Origin of the sequence: Gordonia sp. (in: high G+C Gram-positive bacteria), from assembly GCF_047602025.1 — a bacterium.
Classification (GTDB): Bacteria; Actinomycetota; Actinomycetes; order Mycobacteriales; family Mycobacteriaceae; genus Gordonia.
Map to the genome: position 1 here is coordinate 415,726 of NZ_JASGII010000001.1, position 20,858 is coordinate 436,583.

The window sequence follows — 20,858 nt, forward strand, 5'->3', positions numbered from 1 at the left end:
GGACACGGGTAAGGTCAGCGGCGTGCGCGTACTCGTCATCGGCTCGGGCGGCCGTGAACACGCCCTGCTCCTCGGCCTCGCCGCCGACCCCGCCGTTACCGAGCTCTTCGCGGCGCCCGGCAACGCCGGTACGTCCGCCGTCGCGACCAACCACCCCGTCGACGCCTCGTCCGCCGAGTCGGTGGTGGCGCTGGCGCAGAAGCTGGGCGCCGACCTGGTGGTGATCGGCCCGGAGGTGCCGCTGGTGCTCGGCGTCGCCGATGCGCTGCGCGCGGCGGGCATCGCCGTCTTCGGCCCCAACAAGGCGGCCGCCCAGATCGAGGGCTCCAAGGCCTTCGCCAAGGACGTCATGGCCGCCGCCGGGGTGCGGACCGCGCACGCGGAGGTGGTCGACAACCCCGCCAACCTCGACGCAGCGCTCGACCGCTTCGGGCCGACCTGGGTGGTCAAGGACGACGGTCTGGCGGCCGGCAAGGGCGTCGTCGTCACCACCGATCGCGCGAAGGCCCGTGACCACGCCGCCGAGTGCCTGGAGGCCGGTCACCCGGTGCTGCTGGAGTCCTTCCTCGACGGCCCCGAGGTCTCGCTGTTCTGCCTCGTCGACGGCGAGACCGTCGTGCCGCTCATCCCCGCCCAGGACCACAAGCGCGTCGGCAACGGCGACACCGGCCCCAACACCGGCGGCATGGGCGCCTACACGCCGCTGCCGTGGCTGCCCGACGAAACGGTCACCCAGATCGTCGACGAGATCGTCAAGCCCGTCGCCGCCGAACTGGTCAAGCGCGGCACCCCGTTCAACGGCCTGCTCTACGCCGGACTGGCGATCGGGGCCGACGGTCCGGCCGTCGTCGAGTTCAACGCCCGCTTCGGCGACCCCGAGACGCAGGCGGTCCTCGCGCTGCTGCGCTCCCCGCTCGGCCAGGCCCTTAACGCCACCGCCACCGGGACCCTCGCCGACCTGCCGCCGCTGGAATGGGTCGACGGCGCCGCGGTGACCGTCGTGCTGGCCGCGGAGAACTATCCGGGCACCCCGCGCACCGGCGACGTCATCACCGGCGCCGACGGGGAGGGCATCCGGCACGCGGGCACCGCCGTCGACGCCGATGGCAAGACGGTGTCCGCCGGTGGGCGCGTGCTCGCCGTCGTCGGGACGGGCAAGGACCTGGCCGAAGCGCGCGAGCAGGCCTACGACCGCCTCGCGGGCGTCAAACTGCCCGGCGGGCACCATCGCGACGACATCGGGCTCGCGGCGCTCGAGGGCCGCATCAGCCTCTGACCGGCGGCAGCGCCACCTCGTCGGCCAGCGCGGTCGGTCAGCGCGCGAGGTTGCGGCCCAGGAACATCACGTGGTCGGGCAACACGCTGCGCCAGTACCGGTTGCCGTGGCCGCCGGGGGCGACGCCGAACGCGGCCGGCGGGTGCAGATCGGCCGCCCACTGGCGCGTGTAGGTGAAGAACTGGTCGCTGCTGCCGATGGTGATCATCAGCGGGATCTTCGCGAACGCCTTGTGCTGGTTGAACAGCGAATTGGCCTGGTAGTCATCGGGGCCGTCGAAGGCGCGCTGCGGCACCATGTTCGGATCGCCCCACAGGGCCGGTGAACTGACCGAGACGGCGCGCACGCGCGGCGCCCCGATGAGCGAGGCGAGGCGCAGCGCGCCGTAGCCGCCCATCGACCAGCCGTACAGGCCGATCCGGTCCGTGGTCAGGCGCAACTCGGAGTTGCTCGCCAGCATCGGCAGGAACTCCTCGAGGACCATGGCGGCGCCGTCGGTGCCGTCGGTCCGGTGATGCCAGTAGTTGGCGCCGCCGTCGACCGCGGCCAGCGCGAACGGCGGGTTGCCCTCGTCGACGTAGGCCTGCAGCGCGTTCTGCATCTGCAGTCGGCGGCCGAAAATGGTGCGCTCGTTGGTGTTGAGGGCGTGCAGGATGACGACGACGGGCAGCTTGCCGGTCACGCCGTTGGGGCGCGCGACGGCCCATCGGGTGGGGCGCCCGAGCATCTTCTTCGACACGAAGCTGCCGGTGATGATCGGCGGGCCGGGGACCGGCTTGTTGTCCTGCGGGTCGACGGGCAGCACGTCGTCGGCGCGCTGCTCCTCGATCTCCTGCTCCTTGGCGGCCGGTTTGTCGTCGTCATCGGTCGAGCACGCGGCCAGGCCGGCGACGGCTGCCGCACTCAGGCCGGTGATCAGCGCGGTGCGGCGGGTGATCAGATGGCGGCCGGGCTCGGCGTCGGCATCCGCTGGATCGGGGACGGGCGGGGTCGTTGTCATAACGATTCCAAAGAATACGTGTGCTCTCTGAAAGTGCGATGAGCACTCGCCAACATTGGCCCGATCACCGTCGACGGCGTCGTTAGACTCGGGACCAGAACACATCCGAGTCGGCAGGGAGCGCGTGCGATGAAGGCGAATCACGAGGTCACCAACCAGGTGCCGCCGCTGCAGGGCTACGACGTCGCCGGCTACCCGGTGCTCACCGAGTACCTGGACCGCGTCGGGGCCGGGGAATCGTTGCCCGAGCTGCACGAGGTCGGGGTCATGGCCGGGTCGCCGGAGTGGATCACCGTCGGCGACCTGGCCGAGGAGCACCCGCCGGTCCTGGAGACCCACGACCGGTACGGAAACCGCATCGACCTGGTGCGCTACGACCCGTCGTACCACCGGCTGATGGAGACGGCGGTCGCCCGCGGCATGGCCGGGCACCCGTGGGCCGCCGCAGATCCGCACGCCCACCTGGTGCGCGCCGCCAAGTTCGGGGTGTGGGCCTCGGTCGACGCCGGCCACGGCTGTCCGATCTCGATGACCTACGCGGTCGTGCCCGCCCTGCGGCACAACCCCGAGCTCGCCAAGCTGTACGAACCCGGCCTGACCTCCTCGGTCTACGAGCCCGAGCTGACCGTGCCCGCCGAGAAGGCGGGACTGATCGCCGGCATGTCGATGACCGAGAAGCAGGGCGGCTCCGACGTGCGCGCCAACACGACCACCGCGGTGGCCCAGGCCGACGGCAGCTACCTGATCACCGGGCACAAGTGGTTCACCTCGGCGCCCAACTCCGACCTGCTGCTCGTCCTCGCGCAGACCCCGGAGGGGCTGTCGTGCTTCTTCGTGCCGCGCATCCTGCCCGACGGCAGTCGCAACAACATCTTCCTGCAGCGGTTGAAGGACAAGCTGGGCAACCACTCCAACGCGAGCAGCGAAGTGGAGTACCACGACGCCGTGGGGTGGCTGGTGGGCGATCCGGGCCGCGGCGTGCGGACCATCATCGAAATGGTGAACATGACCCGGCTCGACTGCACGATCGCGTCGGCGGCGGTCATGCGCAACGGGACGACTGCCGCCGCGCACCACGCCGCCTACCGGAGTGCGTTCGGCGCCAAGCTCGTCGACCAGCCGCTCATGCGCAACGTCCTCGCCGACCTCCACGTCGAAGCCGAGGCGGCCACCCTCACCGCCCTGTGGCTCGCCGACCTCACCGACCGCGCCCTCGTCGACGACCGCGCCGCGCAACTGCGCCGCATCAGCCTGGCCGTCAGCAAGTACTTCATTTGCAAGCGTGCGCCGATGCACGCGGCCGAGGCGCTCGAGTGCCTCGGCGGCAACGGCTACGTCGAGGATTCGCGGATGCCGCGGCTGTTCCGCGAATCGCCGCTCATGTCGATCTGGGAGGGGTCGGGCAACGTCGCCGCGCTCGACACCCTGCGGGCGATAGGGCGCGATCCGCAGACCCTGACGGTCCTGCTCGAAGAACTCGACGCCGCAGCCGGTGCCGACGCCCACTACGACGCGGCGCTGACGACGCTGAAGAACGCGTTCGCCGATCCGGCGTCGTTGGAGTACCGCGCCCGCCACCTCGTCGGACAGATGGCGACGATGCTCTCCGCGTCGCTGCTCATCCGATACGGCCACCCGGCGGTCGCCGATGCGTTCACCGCCAGCCGCCTCGACGGCTCGTGGGGAGCGGTGTACGGCACCCTCGGCGACGGTGTCGACACGACCGCGCTGATCGCGCGGGCCACCCCGAAGCTCTGACCTTCCCCCGCAACCCGGCTTGCGGCGCCGCCGGGTGCGTTAGCCTTGGGCCCGAGCTTGAGTGCTCGAGCTTGTGAAGAAGGGACAACCGTGGGAACCACAGCAACCTCGACGAAGATCGCGGCCACCGCTGCCGCCCTGACGATCGCCGGCGGTCTGGCGACGGTCGGCGCTTCGGGCGCCGACGCCGTGCCGAGCGGACGCGTCGATCCGGGCGCGCGGTTCTCCTCGAGCACCTACGGCACCGGGTGCACCTACCCGATGACGGTCGCGGTGAACTCCTCGGGCCGCGTCACCTTCTGGGAGAAGAAGGCCGGGCGGGGCAACCCGCCGCTGTTCATCGGCTGGGCCTGGCCCGACGGCGCCACCGCGGCGGTGACCTGGCGCCCGCAGCGCATCGGCGTGCGCCAGCTGTACGCGGTGCAGCGCGGTTACCGCTCGAACTACACCACCGTCCAGGTCGGCCAGGGCTTCGGCATCGCCGGCGTCTGCACCTCTTTCGCGGGCTAGCCGAAACCGCCTCGGCGGCGGCGCCCGCTGTGGCACGGTGACTGCCATGGCTGCCGCGACTCCCAAAGGTCTGGCACGCCGCCAACTCCTTGCCGAGGCGGCGGGCGCGCTGCTGATGCAGCACGGTCACGAGGCCGTGCGCCACCGCGCCGTCGCCCAGCGGGCCGGCCTGCCGCTGGCCTCGACGACGTACTACTTCGATTCGCTCGACGAGCTGCTGCGCGCTGCCGTCGAGTACACCTGCGAGGTGGACGCGCGCGAGATGACCGCCCGGTGCGACGCGTTGCCCGCGCAGTCCCGGGGTGCGCGCGACACCGCCGCCGCGCTGGCCGAGGTGTTCGTCGGGGACGACTCCGCCTCCCGTCTGACGACCCGTTACGAACTGTTCGTCCTGGCCGCCCGCCACCCCGAATTGGCCGCGCTGATCGCCGCCCGGCGCGACCGCATGGCCGAAGTCGCCGCCCGGGTGCTGGCGAAGTCGCAGCGGCGCAGCGCGCCGGCCGGGGTGCAGAGCCTGATCGCCTTCGAGAACGGCGCCCTGCTCGAATCCATCGCCGCCGCGGCCGAGGACCGCAAGGACCCGATCGGCGCCCTCACCGAGGTGATCACGGGCGTTGTCGACGTACTGGCGCCCGCCCTCCCGGCCGCGGCCGCCGTCGCCGCGGGCGACTGACTAAACTGGCCGCGTGGCCAAACCTGAGATCGCCAATGTCCTAGCCGGCCGGTACGCGTCGGCGGAGCTCGCCGACATCTGGTCCCCGCGCACCAAGATCGCCGCCGAGCGCCGCCTGTGGATCGCGGTGATGGCCGCGCAGCGCGAACTCGGCATCGACATCCCGGACGGGGTGATCGAAGACTACGAGCGCGTCGTCGACCAGATCGACCTCGACTCCATCGCCGCGCGCGAGAAGATCACCCGCCACGACGTGAAGGCGCGCATCGAGGAGTTCAACGACCTCGCCGGCCACGAGCACATCCACAAGGGGATGACCAGCCGTGACCTCACCGAGAACGTCGAGCAGCTGCAGATCCTGCAGTCGCTGAAGCACGTGCACGCCCACGGCGTCGCGGTGCTCGCCCGGATCACCGATCGCGCCGTCCAGTACTCCGACCTGGTGATGGCCGGCCGCAGCCACAACGTTGCGGCGCAGTCGACGACGCTGGGCAAGCGGTTCGCCTCGGCCGCCGACGAGATGATGATTGCGCTGCAGCGCCTCGAAGAGCTCATCGCCCGTTACCCGCTGCGCGGCATCAAGGGCCCGATGGGCACCGCCCAGGACATGTTGGACCTGCTCGACGGCGACGCCGCGAAGCTCGGTCGGCTCGAAGGCCTGGTCGCCGATCACCTCGGCTTCGCCGCCGCGCTGACCTCGGTCGGCCAGGTGTACCCGCGCTCGCTGGACCACGACGTCGTGTCGGCGCTGGTGCAGACGGCGGCGGCGCCGTCGTCGCTGGCGATGACCATCCGCCTGATGGCCGGCCACGAGCTGGTCACCGAGGGCTTCCAGCCGGGCCAGGTCGGCTCGTCGGCCATGCCGCACAAGATGAACACCCGCAGCTGCGAGCGCGTCAACGGGCTGGCGGTCGTGCTGCGCGGTTACGGCTCGATGGCCGCCGAGCTCGCCGGCTCGCAGTGGAACGAGGGGGACGTGTTCTGCTCGGTCGTGCGCCGCGTCGCGCTGCCCGATGCGTTCTTCGCCATCGACGGGCTGATGGAGACCTTCCTGACCGTCCTCGCCGAGTTCGGTGCCTACCCGGCCGTGATCAACAACGAGCTCGACCGCTACCTGCCGTTCCTGGCGACCACCAAGGTCCTCATGGCGTCGGTGCGTGCCGGTGTCGGCCGCGAGACCGCGCACGAGGCCATCAAGGAGAACGCGGTCGCCGTCGCGCTCGCGATGCGCGAGAAGGGCGCCAAGCCGGATCTGCTGGACCGCCTCGCCGCCGACGACCGCATCCCCCTGGACCGCGCGCAGCTCGACGAGGCGCTCGCCGACAAGACGGCGTTCATCGGTGCCGCGCAGTCGCAGGTGGCCGATGTGGCCGCCGCCGTCGAGAAGGTCGTCGCGCGCTACCCGGACGCGGCCACGTACGTTCCGGCACCCATCCTCTAGGCGCTGCACGAATTGCTCGACGCTCCCGTAGCCCGGGAAGCGTTTGGCTGCCGGTGGAGCGTTTGTGGTCGGCAACTAGGCTCGACGTATGCGCCCTGAACTGGACTCCTACGCGCACGTCGCGTCGGGCAAGGTCCGCGACATCTACCGGATCGACGACGAGACGCTGCTCATGGTCACCTCCGACCGGATCAGCGCCTACGACTTCGTCCTGGACACCCCGATCCCGGACAAGGGGCGGGTGCTGACGGCGACCAGCTTCTTCTGGTTCGACCACCTCGGCGTGCCCAACCACCTGGCCGGCGGGCCCACCGACGAACGCATCCCCGCGGCCGTCCTCGGCCGCTCGATGGTCGTCAAAGACCTGCCGATGGTCGCCGTCGAATGTGTCGCCCGCGGCTACCTCACCGGCTCCGGCCTGATCGACTACACCGCCACCGGCAGCGTCTGCGGCATCGAGCTGCCCGCGGGCCTGGGCGAGGCGAGCAAACTGCCCGAACCGATCTTCACCCCCGCGTCGAAGGCGGAGATCGGCGACCACGACGAGAACATCACCTACGAGCAGGTCGTCGACCTGGTGGGCGCGGACCTCGCGGCCGACCTCAAGGCGACCACGTTGGACGTCTACGGGCGCGGCTGCGACCTCGCCGCGCGGCGCGGCATCATCCTCGCCGACACCAAGTTCGAGTTCGGGCAGGCCGCCGACGGCTCGCTGGTCCTCGCCGACGAGGTGCTCACCCCCGATTCGTCCCGCTACTGGGACGCGTCCACCTACGTCGCCGGCCGGGTGCAGCCGTCCTTCGACAAGCAGATCGTGCGCAACTGGCTCACCAGCGACGCCGCCGGATGGGACCGGCACGGCGATACCCCGCCGCCGCCCCTGCCCGCCGACGTGGTGCAGCGCACCCGGGCGCGCTACATCGAAGCCTACGAACGGTTGTCGCAGCAGAGCTTCGCCGATTGGCCCGGCGCGGGAGACGACGAGTGAGCAAGACCGACAACGCCGTGACGCCGCCCGTCGCGAAGAAGGTCCCCACCGAGCGCGTCCACCACGGCGACGTCGTCGTCGACGACTACACGTGGATGGCCGACAAGACCGACCCGGAGGTGATCGCCTACCTCGAGGGTCAGAACGCGTTCGTCGAGGCGCAGACCGCGCACCTGAAACCGCTGCAGGACGCGATCTTCGGGGAGATCAAGTCGCGCGTGCAGGAGACCGACATGTCGGTGCCCACCCGCATCGGCGACTACTGGTACTTCACCCGCACCGAGGAGGGCAAGCAGTACGGCATCTCCGCGCGCTGCCCGGTTGCCGGGCCCGACGACTGGGACGCCCCGACGATCAGCCCCGGCGAGCAACTGCCCGGCGAGCAGGTCGTCGTCGACGCCAACGCCGAGGCGCAGGGGCACGACTTCTTCAGCCTCGGCGCCGCGACGGTCAGCGAGGACGGCCGGTGGCTGGCGCTGTCCACCGACACCGTCGGCAACGAGCGGTACACGCTGCGCATCCGCAACCTCGCCACCGGGGAAGAACTGCCCGACACGATCGCCGACACCGCCGGCGGCGCGCTGTGGTCCCGCGACGCGAAGTACCTGTTCTACCTGACCGTCGACGACGCGTGGCGCCCGGACACCGTGTGGCGGCACGAGGTGGGGTCGGGGAAGCCCGACGTACAGGTCTTCCACGAGCCCGACGAGGGGTACTGGGTCGGCATGGGCGGCGCCCGCAGCCGCGCGTACATCTTCATCGGCGCCGGCTCCAAGACGACGTCGGAGGTCTACGCGATCCCGACGAGCGACCCCACCGCGGAGCCGGTGAGCCTGGCCCCGCGCGTCCCCGACGTCGAGTACGAGGTCGACCACGCCATCATCGCCGGCCGCGACTACTTCCTGTTCACGCACAACGGCGTCGGACCCGACGGCGAGAAGGCCGAGAACTACGCCGTCGACATCGCCCCGGTCGACGACCCGGCGGCGCGGACGCCGCTGCTGTCGCACGACCCGACGCGGCGCATCGAGGACGTCGAGGCCTTCGCGGACTACCTGGTCCTGAGCTATCGCGCCGATGCGCTGCCCAAGATGGCGATCGCGGATCTGCGGCGGATCAACGGCATCCCCACCGCCGCCGACTTCGCCGAGGTCCGCTTCGACCAGCCGCTGTCGGCGGTCGGGCCGGGCGGCAACCCGGAGTGGTCCGCACCGAAGCTGCGGATCGGCTACACCAGCTTCATCGAGCCCACCGAACTGCTCGAACTCGACGTCGCGACCGGCGAGCGCACCCTGCTCAAGCGGCAGATCGTGCTCGGCGGATACGACCCCGACGATTACGAGCAGTCGCGCGTGTGGGCCACCGCCGAGGACGGCACGAAGATCCCCGTTTCGCTCGTCCGTCGCAAGGGCACGCGGGATTCCGCTGGGCCGGCCCCGATGCTGCTCTACGGCTACGGGTCCTACGAGCACAGCATCGACCCGTCGTTCTCCATCTCCCGGCTGTCGATGCTCGACCGGGGCCTGGTCTTCGCCGTCGCGCACGTCCGCGGCGGCGGCGAGATGGGGCGGCACTGGTACGAGGACGGCAAGAAGCTCGCCAAGCGCAACACCTTCACCGACTTCATCGCCGTCGCCCGGCACCTCATCGACACCGGCGTCACCGATCCGCGGCACCTGGTGGCCGAGGGGGGCAGTGCGGGCGGCCTGCTGATGGGCGCCGTCGTCAACGAGGCGCCCGAACTGTTTCACGGCATCGTCGCCGCCGTGCCCTTCGTCGACGCCCTCAACTCGATTCTCGACCCGAGTCTGCCGCTCACGGTCATCGAGTGGGAGGAGTGGGGCAACCCGCTCGCCGATCCCGAGGTCTACGCGTACATGAAGTCGTATTCGCCGTACGAGAACGTGCGCGCGGTCGACTACCCGGCCATCCTCGCGCTCAACTCGCTCAACGACACCCGCGTGCTGCACACCGAGGCGGCCAAGTGGGCGGCCAAGCTGCAGGACCAGACCACCGGCACGGCCCCCATCCTGCTGAAGACCGAGATGAAGGCCGGGCACGGCGGCGTCAGCGGCCGGTACAAGCAGTGGGAGCAGACCGCCTTCGAGCTGGCCTGGATCCTCGAGCAGAGCGGGGCGGTCGATGACTGATCTCGCCGGCATCCTCGCGGACCTGCGCATCCCCGTCGTCGGGGCACCGATGGCCGGTGCCGCCGGCGGCCGCCTCGCCGCGGCGATCACCGCGGGCGGTGGACTGGGCCTGATCGGCGTCGGCAACGTCGCGACCGTCGACCAGGTGCGCGAGCAGTGCGGGCTCGCCGACGGTCAGCGCGTCGGCATCGGGCTGATGTGCTGGTCGCTGCCGCAGAACCCGGCCCTGCTCGACGCCGCGCTGGAGGTCCGGCCGGTGGTCGTGAGCCTGAGCTTCGGCGACCCGCGCCCCTACCTGCCGAAGGTGCACGACGCTGGCGCGGCAGTCATCGCCCAGGTCGGCACGCGGGCCGAGGCGCTCGACGCGCTCGACGCCGGGGTCGACGGACTCGTGGTCCGCGGTGCCGAGGGCGGCGGCCACGGTCGCGGCGTCGTGTCGACGCTGCCGCTGCTGCAGCAGGTCCTCGACCTCACCGACCGGCCCGTCCTCGTCGGCGGGGGAGTGGGCACCGCGCGCGGCCTGGCCGCGGTGCTGGCGGCGGGTGCCGCCGCCGCGTGGGTGGGGACGCCGTTCGCCGCCAGCGCGGAGAGTTTGTTCCGACCCGAGCTCAAAGAGGCGGTCGTCGCCGCCGACACCGACCAGACGGTCTACACCCGCGCCTTCGACATCGCCCAGCGCTTCGACTGGCCGGAGATCTACGGCGGTCGCGCCCTGGCCAACGACTTCAGCGACCAGTGGGCCGAGCGCACCGACGCCCTGGAAGCGGCGGTGACCGACGAGCTGACGGCGCAGATCAAGCAGGCTCGCGTGGACGCCGACCTGTCACTCGCACCGGTCTACGCCGGCGAGTCCGCCGGACTGGTCGACCGACCGCGCACCGCCGCCGAGGTCCTCGACGACTTCGCGTCGTTCCGCGACCACCTGCGGGCCGCGCAGCGCTGGCTGGACTAGCTGAACCGGACGTTCAGCGTCGCCATGCCGAAGATCTTCTTGCCGGCCGACTTCGCCGTCAGGATGATCACGCCGCTGCGGGTCTCCGGGTCCAGCGACTTGATGCGGCCGCCGAACTCGATGTCGCCCTTGCCGTCGGCCGGCACGATCGCCGGCGACGACAGGCGCACCTGGTACTTGGTGACCGCGCCCGGATCGCCGGTCCACTCGGCGATGTAGCCGGCGCCCAGGCCCATGGTGAGCATGCCGTGGGCGATCACGTCGGGCAGGCCGGCCAGCTTGGCGATCGACTCGTCCCAGTGGATCGGGTTGGCGTCGCCGGCCACGCCGGCGTAATTGACGAGGTCGCCGCGCGAGAGGTGGGTGTGGTGCTCGGGCAGCTGGTCGCCGACCGACAGGTCGTCGAAGTTCCGGCTGGCCGGGGTGCGCGTCAGGCCGCCCTGGGCGATCGTCCGCGGCCCCTCGTCGCGGACCTCCTTCACGTACTCGCCGGCCGACTCCGCCGTCGACATGTCGACGTCGTGCATCATCACCTTCGACACGGCCTCGGTGATCCCGGGGTCCACCTCGTCGGCGGTGACGCCGACGACCGTGGTGTGCATCGTGTGCACGGTCTCGCCCGAGTTCAGGTCGAGGAACGTGTTGGTGATGGTGATCATGTCCTTGCCGGCGATGCGGCGCACCGACGACAGCTCGACATCGGTGTGCAGGTGGTCGCCGACGGTGATCGGGCGGTGCTGCTCGAAGACCTGCTCGGTCTGCACGTACGTGTCGTACCCGACGACGACCTCTTCGAGAAGCTTGCGGTTGGCGGCCATCGCGCCGATCGCGGTGAAGGTCAGCGGCGTGATGAGGTGGTCGTACCCCATCTTCTTCGCCGCATCCTCATCCCAGTGCGCCGGGTGGTAGTCCTGCACCGCCCGGGCGTACTCGCGGATCTTCTCGCGCCCGATCTCGTAGGTGTGGTCGGCCTTGTAGTAGTGGCCGACGCGCGCCTGCAGGGCTGGTTCTTCGGGTGCGGTCGTCATCAACTCTCCAACTGTTCGGTTCGAGGTGATCCTAGCCGCGTCAGTGCAGCGCGATGTGCGGGGCCTGATCCATTTCCTCCTCGACGAGGGGGGACGCGATCTTCTTGCGCGGCAGGAAGAACGCGGGGATCAGGGTCAGCGCGACGAGGATCGCGGCGACGGTGAACGGCGTGGTGAACGCGGCCGCGGCCTGCTGGAACCAGTCGTGCGGCGGTTCCGGCGTGGGCGGCTTGAGCCGGTTGTAGACGATCGCCTTCATCGCGTCGGGCTTGGCGGCGAGCGCGCTGAACAGGACCACCGAGATGCCCGCGGTGCCCAGCGAGGTCGAGGCCTGCTGGATCACGTTCATCAGGGTCGTGCCGTCGGGAACCTGCTTGTTGCTCAGGCTCGCCAGGGCGGCGGACATGATCGGCATCATCGTCATGCCCATGCCGAGGCCCTGCACGAACAGGGCGCCGCAGACGATGAGCATCGACGTGTCGGCCTTGAGCTGGGTGAAGGCGATCATGCCGAGCAGGATCAGGGTCAGACCGGTCAACACGACCTTGCCCGGGCCGATCTTGTCGGTGAGCTTGCCGCCGACCGGCATCGACAGCATCGCGCCCAGGCCCTGCGGGGCCAGCAGCAGGCCGGCGGCGAGGGTGGTCTCACCGCGGACGCCGATGAAGTACTGCGGGTAGAGCAGGGTGCTGCCGAAGAAGGCCATGGCGAAGCAGACGCTCGTGATGACCGCGATCGTCAGCGTCCGGTTGCGGAACAGGCGCAGGTCCAGCAGCGGCTTGCGCTTGGTGGTCAACGCGTGGAAGACGAAGGCAATGATCAGCGCGAGACCGATCAGGCCGGGGACCAGGACGCGCGGGGTGGCGAAGGTCTGCTTCTCGCCGGCGCCGGCGATGCCGTAGAGGAACAGCGCGAGGCCGGGAGAGAGCATGGCCAGTCCGAGCCAGTCGATGGTCGGGCGCTCGCCGGTCTCGTCGTTCTTCAGGGCCAGCGATGCGTAGATCAGGGCGATGATGCCGATCGGGATGTTGATCAGGAACACCCAGTGCCACGAGGCCTTCTCGATCAGCAGGCCGCCGAGGATCGGGCCGCCGATCGGGCCGAGCAGCATCGGGATGCCGAGGACGGCCATGACCGAGCCGACGCGTTCGGGGCCGGCCGCCTTGGTGAGGATCATCATGCCGACCGGCATGAGCAGACCGCCGCCGAGGCCCTGCAGCGCCCGGAAGGCCACCAGCGAGGGCATGTTCCAGGCGAGGGCGCACAGCGCCGAGCCGATCAAGAACAGCACCAGCGAGGTCAGATAGACCTTCTTGGTGCCGAACCGGGTCGCGGCCCACGAGGCCAGCGGGATCACCGTGGCCAGCGCCAGGGTGTAGGCGGTCATCGACCAGGCTGCGCCGGCCTGATTGGTCTTGAACACCGTTTGGAAGGTGTCCTGGGCGACCGCGACGACGGTGACGTCGAGGATCGACATGATCGAGCCGAGGACGACGACACCGGCGACGATCAAGACATGCTTGTCGAGCTTGGTGTCCGGCGCCTTGGCGGCTGCTGGGGAACTCATCGGATCAGCTTTCTGTAGTGGGTTCGGGGGAGGCGAAGTAGTCGGTGTCGCCGTGCAGGACGGGGTCGAGCGCCGCGGTGAGCGCATCGGCGACGTCGCCGGGCAGTCGGTGGCAGATCGCGCGCAGCACGTCCTCGCGCTGGTCGACCGCGGTGGTGACGAAGCGGTGGCCGTCGTCGGTCAACGACACCCGCTTGACGCGGCGGTCCTGCGGATCCTCGCGCCGGTCGGTGTAGCCGAGGCCGACGAGCTTGTCGACGACGCGGCCGGTGGCGGCCACCGACAGCCCGATCGCGTCGGCGAGTTCGTTCATGGACATCGCCGTGCCGCGGGAGCCCAGCTCCATCAGGGTGCGGAACTGGGAGAAGGTCAGATCGGCCTCGACGACCTCGGTCATCGACGACGACTTCGCGGCGCACATCATCCGCTCGAACAGGGACGACAGGGCGGTATAGACCCGCTCCTGACTCTCCTGCGCGGAAACCTCAGATGATTGCACCCGCAGAACTATAACGCAGACGCAACTATTGTCAATGTGCAACCAACTGTGACGCAGGTCATGGCCGCTGAGTAGGGTGGGGCCATGGCCAACATCAAGAGCATCCCCGTGACCACCCTCGACGGCTCGCCGCTGGACCTGTCGTCCTTCGCCGGACCGCTCCTCGTCGTCAACGTCGCCAGCAAGTGCGGTCTGACCCCGCAGTACGCCAAGCTCGAAGAGTTGGCGAAGACCTACGGCCCGCAGGGGCTGACCGTCGTCGGCATGCCGTGCAACCAGTTCATGGGCCAGGAACCGGGCAGCGCCGAGGAGATCGCCACCTTCTGCTCGACGACCTACGGGGTGACCTTCCCGCTGCTGGAAAAGGCCGACGTCAACGGCGACGACCGCCACCCGCTCTACGCCGAGCTGACCCAGGCCCCCGACGCCGCCGGTGAGGCCGGCGACATCACGTGGAACTTCGAGAAGTTCCTCGTCGACTCCGACGGCGAGGTGGTGGCCCGCTTCCGGCCGACCGTCGAGCCCGACGCACCCGAAGTCGTCAGTGCCATCGAGGCGGCGCTGTAACGCACTGGGTAAGCTAGCGCCCATGGCGCGAGTAGTGGTGGACGTGATGCCCAAGACCGAGATCCTCGATCCGCAAGGGCAGGCCATCGTCGGCGCGCTCGGGCGCCTCGGCTTCGACGGGATCAGCGACGTCCGACAGGGCAAGCGGTTCGAGCTGGAGGTCGCCGACACCGTCGACGACACGGCCCTGGAGAAGATTGCCGCCGACGTCCTCGCCAACACCGTCATCGAGGACTACACCGTCACCCGCGTGCAGGTGAAGAGGTGACAGCCCGCGTCGGTGTGATCACCTTCCCCGGCACCCTCGACGACGTCGACGCGGCCCGGGCGGTCCGCTACGCCGGTGCCGAGGCCGTCTCCCTCTGGCACGCCGACGCCGACCTCAAGGGCGTCGATGCGATCGTCGTCCCCGGCGGCTTCTCCTACGGCGACTACATGCGCGCCGGCGCCATCGCCAGCCTCGCCCCCGTGATGGGCTCGGTCATCGAGGCCGCCCGCGGCGGCACTCCGGTGCTCGGCATCTGCAACGGCTTCCAGATCCTGTGCGAGGCAGGCCTCCTGCCCGGTGCGCTCACCCGCAACCAGGGCCTGCACTTCGTCTGCCGCGACCAGTGGCTGCGCGTGGAGAACACGTCGTCGGCGTGGACCTCGCGGTTCGAGCCGGGCGCGGAGATCCTCGTCCCGCTCAAGTCCGGCGAGGGTCGCTACGTGGCCGGCAAGGACGTTCTCGACGAGTTGGCCGGCGAGGGCCGCATCGCCTTCACCTATGCCGGGGACAACCCGAACGGTTCGATGAACTCGATCGCCGGCGTCACCAGCGCCGACGGCCGCGTCGTCGGCCTCATGCCGCACCCCGAGCACGCCATCGAGGCGCTCACCGGACCCAGCGACGACGGCCTGGGCCTGTTCTACTCGGTCCTCGACGCGGTGCTGGCCAAGGCCTAGCCGTGGCCCGCAAGTCGCTGCCCACCACCGCCACCGCGGCGGGGATGGCCGAATTCATCGACGCGTCGCCGTCGCCCTTCCACGTGTGCGCGACGGTCGCCGACGTGCTGCTGGGCGCCGGCTACGCCGAGCTCCGCGAGACCGACGCGTGGACCGGCGATGCGGGTCGCTACTTCGTGCGCCGCGGCGGGTCGATCATCGCGTGGCGGACCGCAGGCGAGGGCCGGCCGGCCTTCCGCATCGTCGGCGGCCACACCGACAGCCCCAACCTCCGCGTCAAGCAGCAGTTCGACCGCACCGCGGCGGGAGTGGCGACAGTCGCGCTCGAGCCCTACGGCGGCGCCTGGCTCAACTCCTGGCTCGACCGTGACCTCGGCCTGTCCGGGCGGGTGTCGATCCTCGGCGCGGGTGGTCCGACCGAGCGCCTGGTGAAGTTCGACGAGCCCCTGCTGCGGGTGTCGCAGCTGGCCATCCACCTGTCCGAGGACCGCAAGGGCGTCACCCCCGATCCGCAGCGCCACCTCGACGCGATCTGGTCGACCGATCCCGCCGGCCCCGGGCTGCGCGACTTTCTCGCGAAGCACCTGGGCGTCGGCACCGACGACCTGCTCGGTTGGGAGCTGATGGTCCACGACGTCGAGCCGTCACGCATCGTCGGCGCGCGGCAGGACCTCCTCAGCGCACCGCGCCTGGACAACCAGGGCACCTGCTACGCGGGGCTGCGGGCGCTGCTGGACGCGGCCGAGTCGCCCACCATCGGACTGCTCGCGCTGTTCGACCACGAGGAGGTCGGCAGCGCCTCGCAGCGCGGTGCCGCGTCGGACTTCCTGGTGTCGGTGTGCGAGCGGATCGTCCTGGCCGGCGGCGGCGATCGCGAGGACTTCCTGCGCGCCATGGCCGGCAGCATCTGCGTCTCCGGTGACATGGCCCACGCGACGCATCCGGGCCACGCCGATCGCCACGAGCCCGGCCACCTGATCGCCCTGGGCGGCGGGCCGGTGCTCAAGGTCAATCAGAACCTGCGCTACGCCTCCGACGCCGAGGGCGCCGCGGTGTTCGAGTTGGCCTGTCGACGCGCGGGGGTCCCGATGCAGCGGTATGTGCACCGCGCGGACCTGCCCTGCGGTTCGACCATCGGCCCGATCACGGCGACCCGGACCGGCCTGGTCACCGTCGACGTCGGAGCGCCGCAGCTGGCCATGCACAGCGCGCGCGAGCTGATGGCCGTCGCCGACGTGCCGATGTACTCCGCCGCGCTGCAGGCCTTCTTCGCCGGCTAGACCCGGGATTGCCGGCTAGCCCCGGGATTCAGGACGCGCGCAGCACGGACAGCGTGGCGCCCTGGCGCAGCACGATCTGGCCCTCGACGCTGGTCGCGTTGCCGTTGATCGGCAGCTCCCAGTCGATCTTGCCGGTAGACCCGTTGAACGCGGTCACCTGGTTCTCGTTCCACGCGACGATGACGTTTCCGAAGGATCCGACGCAGCGCAACTCGGCGGGGTTGGTGTCCGGGCGCTGCCGGTCGGGCGCGGGCAGCACGCCGACGCGGGTGCCCCGCTCGTCCAGGCGCATCACGTCGCGGGTGGCGTCCTTGCGGGTGAAGGCGACGAGTCGTCCGCAGGCGAAGGGCTTGGCCTTGGACAGTTCCTTGTCGCTGACCGCCCACAGGGCCTTGGCCTCCGCCGGGTCCCGGACCTCGTAGTGGCCCTCGGCCTGGGTGAGCGTCGCCGAGCCGAGGCCCCAGATCACCGGCAGCGCGGCCGGCCCCGTGGCGACCTGCATGCTGCGGGCGATGTGCGTCGGCTTGGCGACGAGCTTCCCGTGGTGGAAGGCGTGGAAGTCGATGACGCCGCCGGAGCCGCCATGCTCGACCGCCAACCCGGTCGGGTAGACGTGCAGGGTGCAGGGCCCGCAGCTGAGCTTGGTCTTGCCGGTGGCCGGGTCGACCAGCGCGTGGCTGCCGTCGGCGAGCTTGACGTCGAGCGTGTCGATCTCGGGCAGGTAGAGCGGCGTCGCGGCGCTGGCGAAGGACGCGTGCCAGCGCTCCACGCCCTCGGGGGTCGACGCGGTCAACTGGTAACCCACCTGGTTGACCCGGACGAAGTTCTGGCCGACGCCGACGAGGCGGACGGTGTCGTCGAGCGGGCGGGCCGGACCGAGCTTGCCGGCGGCGTCGACCTTGTAGAAGCCGTCGGGAATCCCGTCGCCCAGCTTGGTCGCGCAGGCGACCTCGCCGTGGGCGTTGAAGGCACAGTCGCCGAGACCGGCCTTGACCGGCTTCTCCCAGCGCGACTTGCCGTCGTAACGGTTGACCGCCAGGAAGGCCTTGCCGATGCCCGACGGGTAGGACAGCAGCCACGTCTCGCCGTGGGTGTCGGCGACGTCGACCGGTCCGCTGCCGGGCCCGAATTCGGGGAGGTTGTTCAGGTCGCGGGTCCAGGCGGCCTCCGGCTTGCCCGGGTAGGCGCGCAGCTGGCCGGCGGTGTAGCGCCCGCCGTGCGGAGCGTCGGACTTGATGGCCAGCACGGCGCCGACCGAGGCGATCATCGCGACGATGGCCAACATGACAACGGTGCCGATTCCGAACGGGAGGCGGCTGCGAATCCCGGAGAGCATGCGTAACAGTGAACCACGCTGCGCCACCGGTTAGTTCGCTGGTGGCGTAAGCGGGGGTGGGACGGGGAATGAGTGGGCCCTGCTCGGCGTTGACCAGCGGTAAGCGCCCACAAGAGACGGCGGCGCCGACCGGCGACGATGACCGGTTGGCCCCACGGCCGCCCAACGATTGCAGGCGCGGGTCCAAACACCACTAGAGTGGAAGCAAGCAGGCCGAATCATCGCGCAGAATCCACTGCGCGGACCGCGCAGCGGGGCGCGGGTCGGCCGAGTGGAGCCACGTAAGGGAGAACAATGTTCGAACGGTTCACCGACCGCGCTCGCCGGGTTGTCGTCCTGGCGCAAGAAGAAGCGCGGATGCTCAATCACAACTACATCGGGACCGAGCACATCCTGCTCGGCCTGATCCACGAGGGCGAGGGCGTTGCCGCGAAGGCACTCGAGTCCCTCGGCATCTCGCTGGAGGCCGTGCGCACGCAGGTCGAGGAGATCATCGGGCAGGGCCAGCAGGCCCCGGCCGGGCACATCCCCTTCACCCCGCGCGCCAAGAAGGTGCTGGAGCTCTCGCTGCGCGAGGCCCTGCAGCTCGGCCACAACTACATCGGCACCGAGCACATCCTGCTCGGCCTCATCCGTGAGGGCGAGGGTGTTGCCGCGCAGGTGCTGGTCAAGCTCGGCGCCGACCTGAACAAGGTCCGCCAGCAGGTCATCCAGCTGCTGTCGGGCTACCAGGGCAAGGAGCCGCAGGAGGCGGGCACCGGCGGTCGCAGCAGCGAGTCCGGCACCCCGTCGACGTCGCTGGTCCTCGACCAGTTCGGCCGCAACCTGACCGCCGCCGCCAGCGAGGGCAAGCTCGACCCCGTCATCGGCCGCGAGAAGGAAATCGAGCGGGTCATGCAGGTCCTGAGCCGCCGCACCAAGAACAACCCGGTGCTCATCGGCGAGCCCGGCGTCGGCAAGACCGCCGTCGTCGAGGGGCTGGCCCAGGCGATCGTCAACGGCGACGTGCCCGAGACGCTCAAGGACAAGCAGCTCTACACCCTCGACCTCGGGTCGCTGGTGGCCGGCAGCCGCTACCGCGGTGACTTCGAAGAGCGCCTGAAGAAGGTGCTCAAGGAGATCAACACCCGCGGCGACATCATCCTGTTCATCGACGAGCTGCACACGCTCGTCGGGGCGGGTGCCGCCGAGGGCGCGATCGACGCCGCGTCGATCCTGAAGCCGAAGCTCGCCCGCGGCGAGCTGCAGACCATCGGTGCGACCACCCTCGACGAGTACCGCAAGTACATCGAGAAGGACGCCGCGCTGGAGCGCCGCTTCCAGCCGGTGCAGGTCGGCGAGCCGTCGGTCGAGCACACCATCGAGATCCTCAAGGGTCTGCGCGACCGTTACGAGGCGCACCACCGCGTGTCCATCACCGATGGCGCGCTGGCGGCCGCCGCGTCGCTGGCCGACCGGTACATCAACGACCGCTTCCTGCCGGACAAGGCGATTGACCTCATCGACGAGGCGGGCGCGCGCATGCGCATCCGCCGGATGACCGCGCCGCCGGACCTGCGCGAGTTCGACGAGAAGATCGCCGACGCGCGCAAGGAGAAGGAATCGGCGATCGACGCCCAGGACTTCGAGAAGGCCGCGAACCTCCGCGACAAGGAGAAGCAGCTGGTCGCCCAGCGCGCCGAGCGCGAGAAGCAGTGGCGCAGCGGCGACATGGACGTCGTGGCCGAGGTCGACGACGAGCAGATCGCCGAGGTCCTCGGCAACTGGACCGGTATCCCGGTCTTCAAGTTGACCGAGGAGGAGACGACGCGCCTGCTCCGCATGGAGGACGAGCTGCACAAGCGGATCATCGGCCAGGAGGACGCCGTCAAGGCCGTCTCGAAGGCGATCCGCCGCACGCGTGCCGGCCTGAAGGACCCGAAGCGCCCGTCCGGCTCGTTCATCTTCGCCGGTCCGTCCGGCGTCGGTAAGACCGAGCTGTCCAAGGCGCTGGCGAACTTCCTGTTCGGCGAGGACGACGCGCTCATCCAGATCGACATGGGCGAGTTCCACGACCGCTTCACCGCGTCGCGCCTGTTCGGTGCCCCTCCCGGGTACGTCGGCTACGAAGAGGGCGGCCAGCTCACCGAGAAGGTGCGCCGCAAGCCGTTCTCGGTCGTGCTGTTCGACGAGATCGAGAAGGCCCACCCGGAGATCTACAACTCGCTGTTGCAGGTCCTCGAGGACGGTCGTCTCACCGACGGTCAGGGTCGCACGGTCGACTTCAAGAACACCGTGCTGATCTTCACCTCGAACCTCGGCACGTCCGACATCTCGAAGGCCGTCGGCATGGGCTTCTCGAAGTCCAACGACGACGACTCGCAGTACGAGCGGATGAAGCAGAAGGTCAACGACGAGCTGAAGAAGCACTTCCGCCCGGAGTTCCTGAACCGCATCGACGACGTCATCGTGTTCCACCAGCTGACGAGCGAACAGATCATCGAGATGGTCGATCTGATGATCGGCCGCGTCGAGACGCAGCTCAAGGCCAAGGACATCGAGCTGGAGCTGACCGAGAAGGCCAAGCAGCTGCTGGCCAAGCGCGGCTTCGACCCGGTGCTGGGCGCGCGTCCGCTGCGTCGCACGATCCAGCGCGAGATCGAGGACCAGCTGTCGGAGAAGATCCTCTTCGACGAGGTCAAGCCCGGTCAGATCGTCGTCGTGGACGTCGAGGGCTGGGACGGCGAAGGCGATGGCGACGGTGCCAAGTTCACCTTCACCGGCTCGGAGAAGCCCCGCGAGGTGCCCGACGCCCCGGCCGAGCTGACCGAGGTCGGCGACGCCAAGGGCAAGAAGGCCTGACCGCGGCGCGGTAACGACTATCCGGCCCGGCATCCACTCGGATGCCG

The 20,858-nt window shown here is 70.0% G+C and carries 18 protein-coding genes; 13 read left to right on the top strand and 5 right to left on the bottom strand.

What is annotated here, in order from left to right; translation table 11 throughout:
- Positions 1 to 22 precede the first annotated feature (22 nt).
- A complete protein-coding gene (purD, locus tag QM728_RS02085) occupies positions 23 to 1,276 on the top strand; it encodes a phosphoribosylamine--glycine ligase (RefSeq protein WP_415030396.1) in 1,254 nt (417 codons plus the stop codon).
- Between the two features lie 37 nt (positions 1,277 to 1,313).
- Here purD and QM728_RS02090 read toward each other — a convergent pair whose 3' ends face one another.
- Positions 1,314 to 2,276 carry an alpha/beta hydrolase gene (locus QM728_RS02090; RefSeq protein ID WP_415030397.1) on the bottom strand — a complete coding sequence of 321 codons (963 nt, stop codon included), beginning with the start codon at positions 2,274 to 2,276 and terminating at the stop codon, positions 1,314 to 1,316.
- Positions 2,277 to 2,405: 129 nt separating this feature from the next.
- On the opposite strand from QM728_RS02090, the gene QM728_RS02095 reads away from it, so the two are divergent.
- The 7 genes from QM728_RS02095 to QM728_RS02125 all read left to right on the top strand — a co-directional run bounded on the left by QM728_RS02095 (position 2,406) and on the right by QM728_RS02125 (position 10,748).
- Positions 2,406 to 4,034, top strand: coding sequence for an acyl-CoA dehydrogenase family protein (locus QM728_RS02095; RefSeq protein WP_415030398.1), 1,629 nt, complete (start codon positions 2,406 to 2,408; stop codon positions 4,032 to 4,034).
- Between the two features lie 90 nt (positions 4,035 to 4,124).
- Entirely contained in the window at positions 4,125 to 4,544 is a 420-nt protein-coding gene (locus QM728_RS02100; RefSeq protein ID WP_415030399.1) for a hypothetical protein, read from the top strand.
- A 46-nt stretch (positions 4,545 to 4,590) separates the two neighbouring features.
- Complete coding sequence (locus QM728_RS02105; protein ID WP_415030400.1) at positions 4,591 to 5,217, top strand: TetR/AcrR family transcriptional regulator; 627 nt, start codon at positions 4,591 to 4,593, stop codon at positions 5,215 to 5,217.
- Between the two features lie 13 nt (positions 5,218 to 5,230).
- Positions 5,231 to 6,658 (top strand): adenylosuccinate lyase, encoded by a 1,428-nt coding sequence (purB, locus tag QM728_RS02110; protein WP_415030401.1) that lies wholly within the window; start codon positions 5,231 to 5,233, stop codon positions 6,656 to 6,658.
- Between the two features lie 88 nt (positions 6,659 to 6,746).
- The gene (locus QM728_RS02115; RefSeq protein ID WP_415030402.1) at positions 6,747 to 7,646 is read left to right on the top strand and encodes a phosphoribosylaminoimidazolesuccinocarboxamide synthase; all 900 of its coding nucleotides are present in this window, start codon (positions 6,747 to 6,749) and stop codon (positions 7,644 to 7,646) included.
- On the top strand, positions 7,643 to 9,796 hold the full coding sequence (locus QM728_RS02120) for a S9 family peptidase (protein ID WP_415030403.1): 2,154 nt from the start codon (positions 7,643 to 7,645) through the stop codon (positions 9,794 to 9,796). Before QM728_RS02115 ends, QM728_RS02120 begins: the two co-directional genes overlap by 4 nt.
- Positions 9,789 to 10,748, top strand: coding sequence for an NAD(P)H-dependent flavin oxidoreductase (locus tag QM728_RS02125; RefSeq protein ID WP_415030404.1), 960 nt, complete (start codon positions 9,789 to 9,791; stop codon positions 10,746 to 10,748). Before QM728_RS02120 ends, QM728_RS02125 begins: the two co-directional genes overlap by 8 nt.
- Here QM728_RS02125 and QM728_RS02130 read toward each other — a convergent pair.
- The 3 genes from QM728_RS02130 to QM728_RS02140 are packed head-to-tail and all read right to left on the bottom strand — an operon-like array spanning position 10,745 to position 13,842.
- Positions 10,745 to 11,776 carry a fused (3R)-hydroxyacyl-ACP dehydratase subunits HadA/HadB gene (locus QM728_RS02130; protein ID WP_415030405.1) on the bottom strand — a complete coding sequence of 344 codons (1,032 nt, stop codon included), beginning with the start codon at positions 11,774 to 11,776 and terminating at the stop codon, positions 10,745 to 10,747. The genes QM728_RS02125 and QM728_RS02130 overlap by 4 nt on opposite strands.
- A gap of 40 nt (positions 11,777 to 11,816) precedes the next feature.
- Positions 11,817 to 13,343 carry a DHA2 family efflux MFS transporter permease subunit gene (locus QM728_RS02135; RefSeq protein WP_415030406.1) on the bottom strand — a complete coding sequence of 509 codons (1,527 nt, stop codon included), beginning with the start codon at positions 13,341 to 13,343 and terminating at the stop codon, positions 11,817 to 11,819.
- Between the two features lie 4 nt (positions 13,344 to 13,347).
- Positions 13,348 to 13,842 carry a MarR family winged helix-turn-helix transcriptional regulator gene (locus tag QM728_RS02140; RefSeq protein ID WP_415030407.1) on the bottom strand — a complete coding sequence of 165 codons (495 nt, stop codon included), beginning with the start codon at positions 13,840 to 13,842 and terminating at the stop codon, positions 13,348 to 13,350.
- An 84-nt stretch (positions 13,843 to 13,926) separates the two neighbouring features.
- Between QM728_RS02140 and QM728_RS02145 the strand changes: the two genes are divergently transcribed.
- The 4 genes from QM728_RS02145 to QM728_RS02160 are packed head-to-tail and all read left to right on the top strand — an operon-like array spanning position 13,927 to position 16,634.
- Positions 13,927 to 14,409 carry a glutathione peroxidase gene (locus QM728_RS02145; RefSeq protein ID WP_415030408.1) on the top strand — a complete coding sequence of 161 codons (483 nt, stop codon included), beginning with the start codon at positions 13,927 to 13,929 and terminating at the stop codon, positions 14,407 to 14,409.
- 22 nt (positions 14,410 to 14,431) lie between these two features.
- A complete protein-coding gene (purS, locus tag QM728_RS02150; protein WP_415030409.1) occupies positions 14,432 to 14,677 on the top strand; it encodes a phosphoribosylformylglycinamidine synthase subunit PurS in 246 nt (81 codons plus the stop codon).
- A complete protein-coding gene (purQ, locus tag QM728_RS02155; RefSeq protein WP_415030410.1) occupies positions 14,674 to 15,354 on the top strand; it encodes a phosphoribosylformylglycinamidine synthase subunit PurQ in 681 nt (226 codons plus the stop codon). The genes purS and purQ overlap by 4 nt, the downstream gene beginning before the upstream one ends.
- 2 nt (positions 15,355 to 15,356) lie before the next feature.
- On the top strand, positions 15,357 to 16,634 hold the full coding sequence (locus QM728_RS02160) for a M18 family aminopeptidase (RefSeq protein WP_415030411.1): 1,278 nt from the start codon (positions 15,357 to 15,359) through the stop codon (positions 16,632 to 16,634).
- Positions 16,635 to 16,662: 28 nt separating this feature from the next.
- On the opposite strand, the gene QM728_RS02165 is transcribed toward QM728_RS02160, so the two are convergent.
- Entirely contained in the window at positions 16,663 to 17,970 is a 1,308-nt protein-coding gene (locus tag QM728_RS02165) for a hypothetical protein (RefSeq protein ID WP_415030412.1), read from the bottom strand.
- 294 nt (positions 17,971 to 18,264) lie between these two features.
- Between QM728_RS02165 and QM728_RS02170 the strand changes: the two genes are divergently transcribed.
- Entirely contained in the window at positions 18,265 to 20,811 is a 2,547-nt protein-coding gene (locus QM728_RS02170; protein WP_415030413.1) for an ATP-dependent Clp protease ATP-binding subunit, read from the top strand.
- Positions 20,812 to 20,858 lie beyond the last annotated feature (47 nt).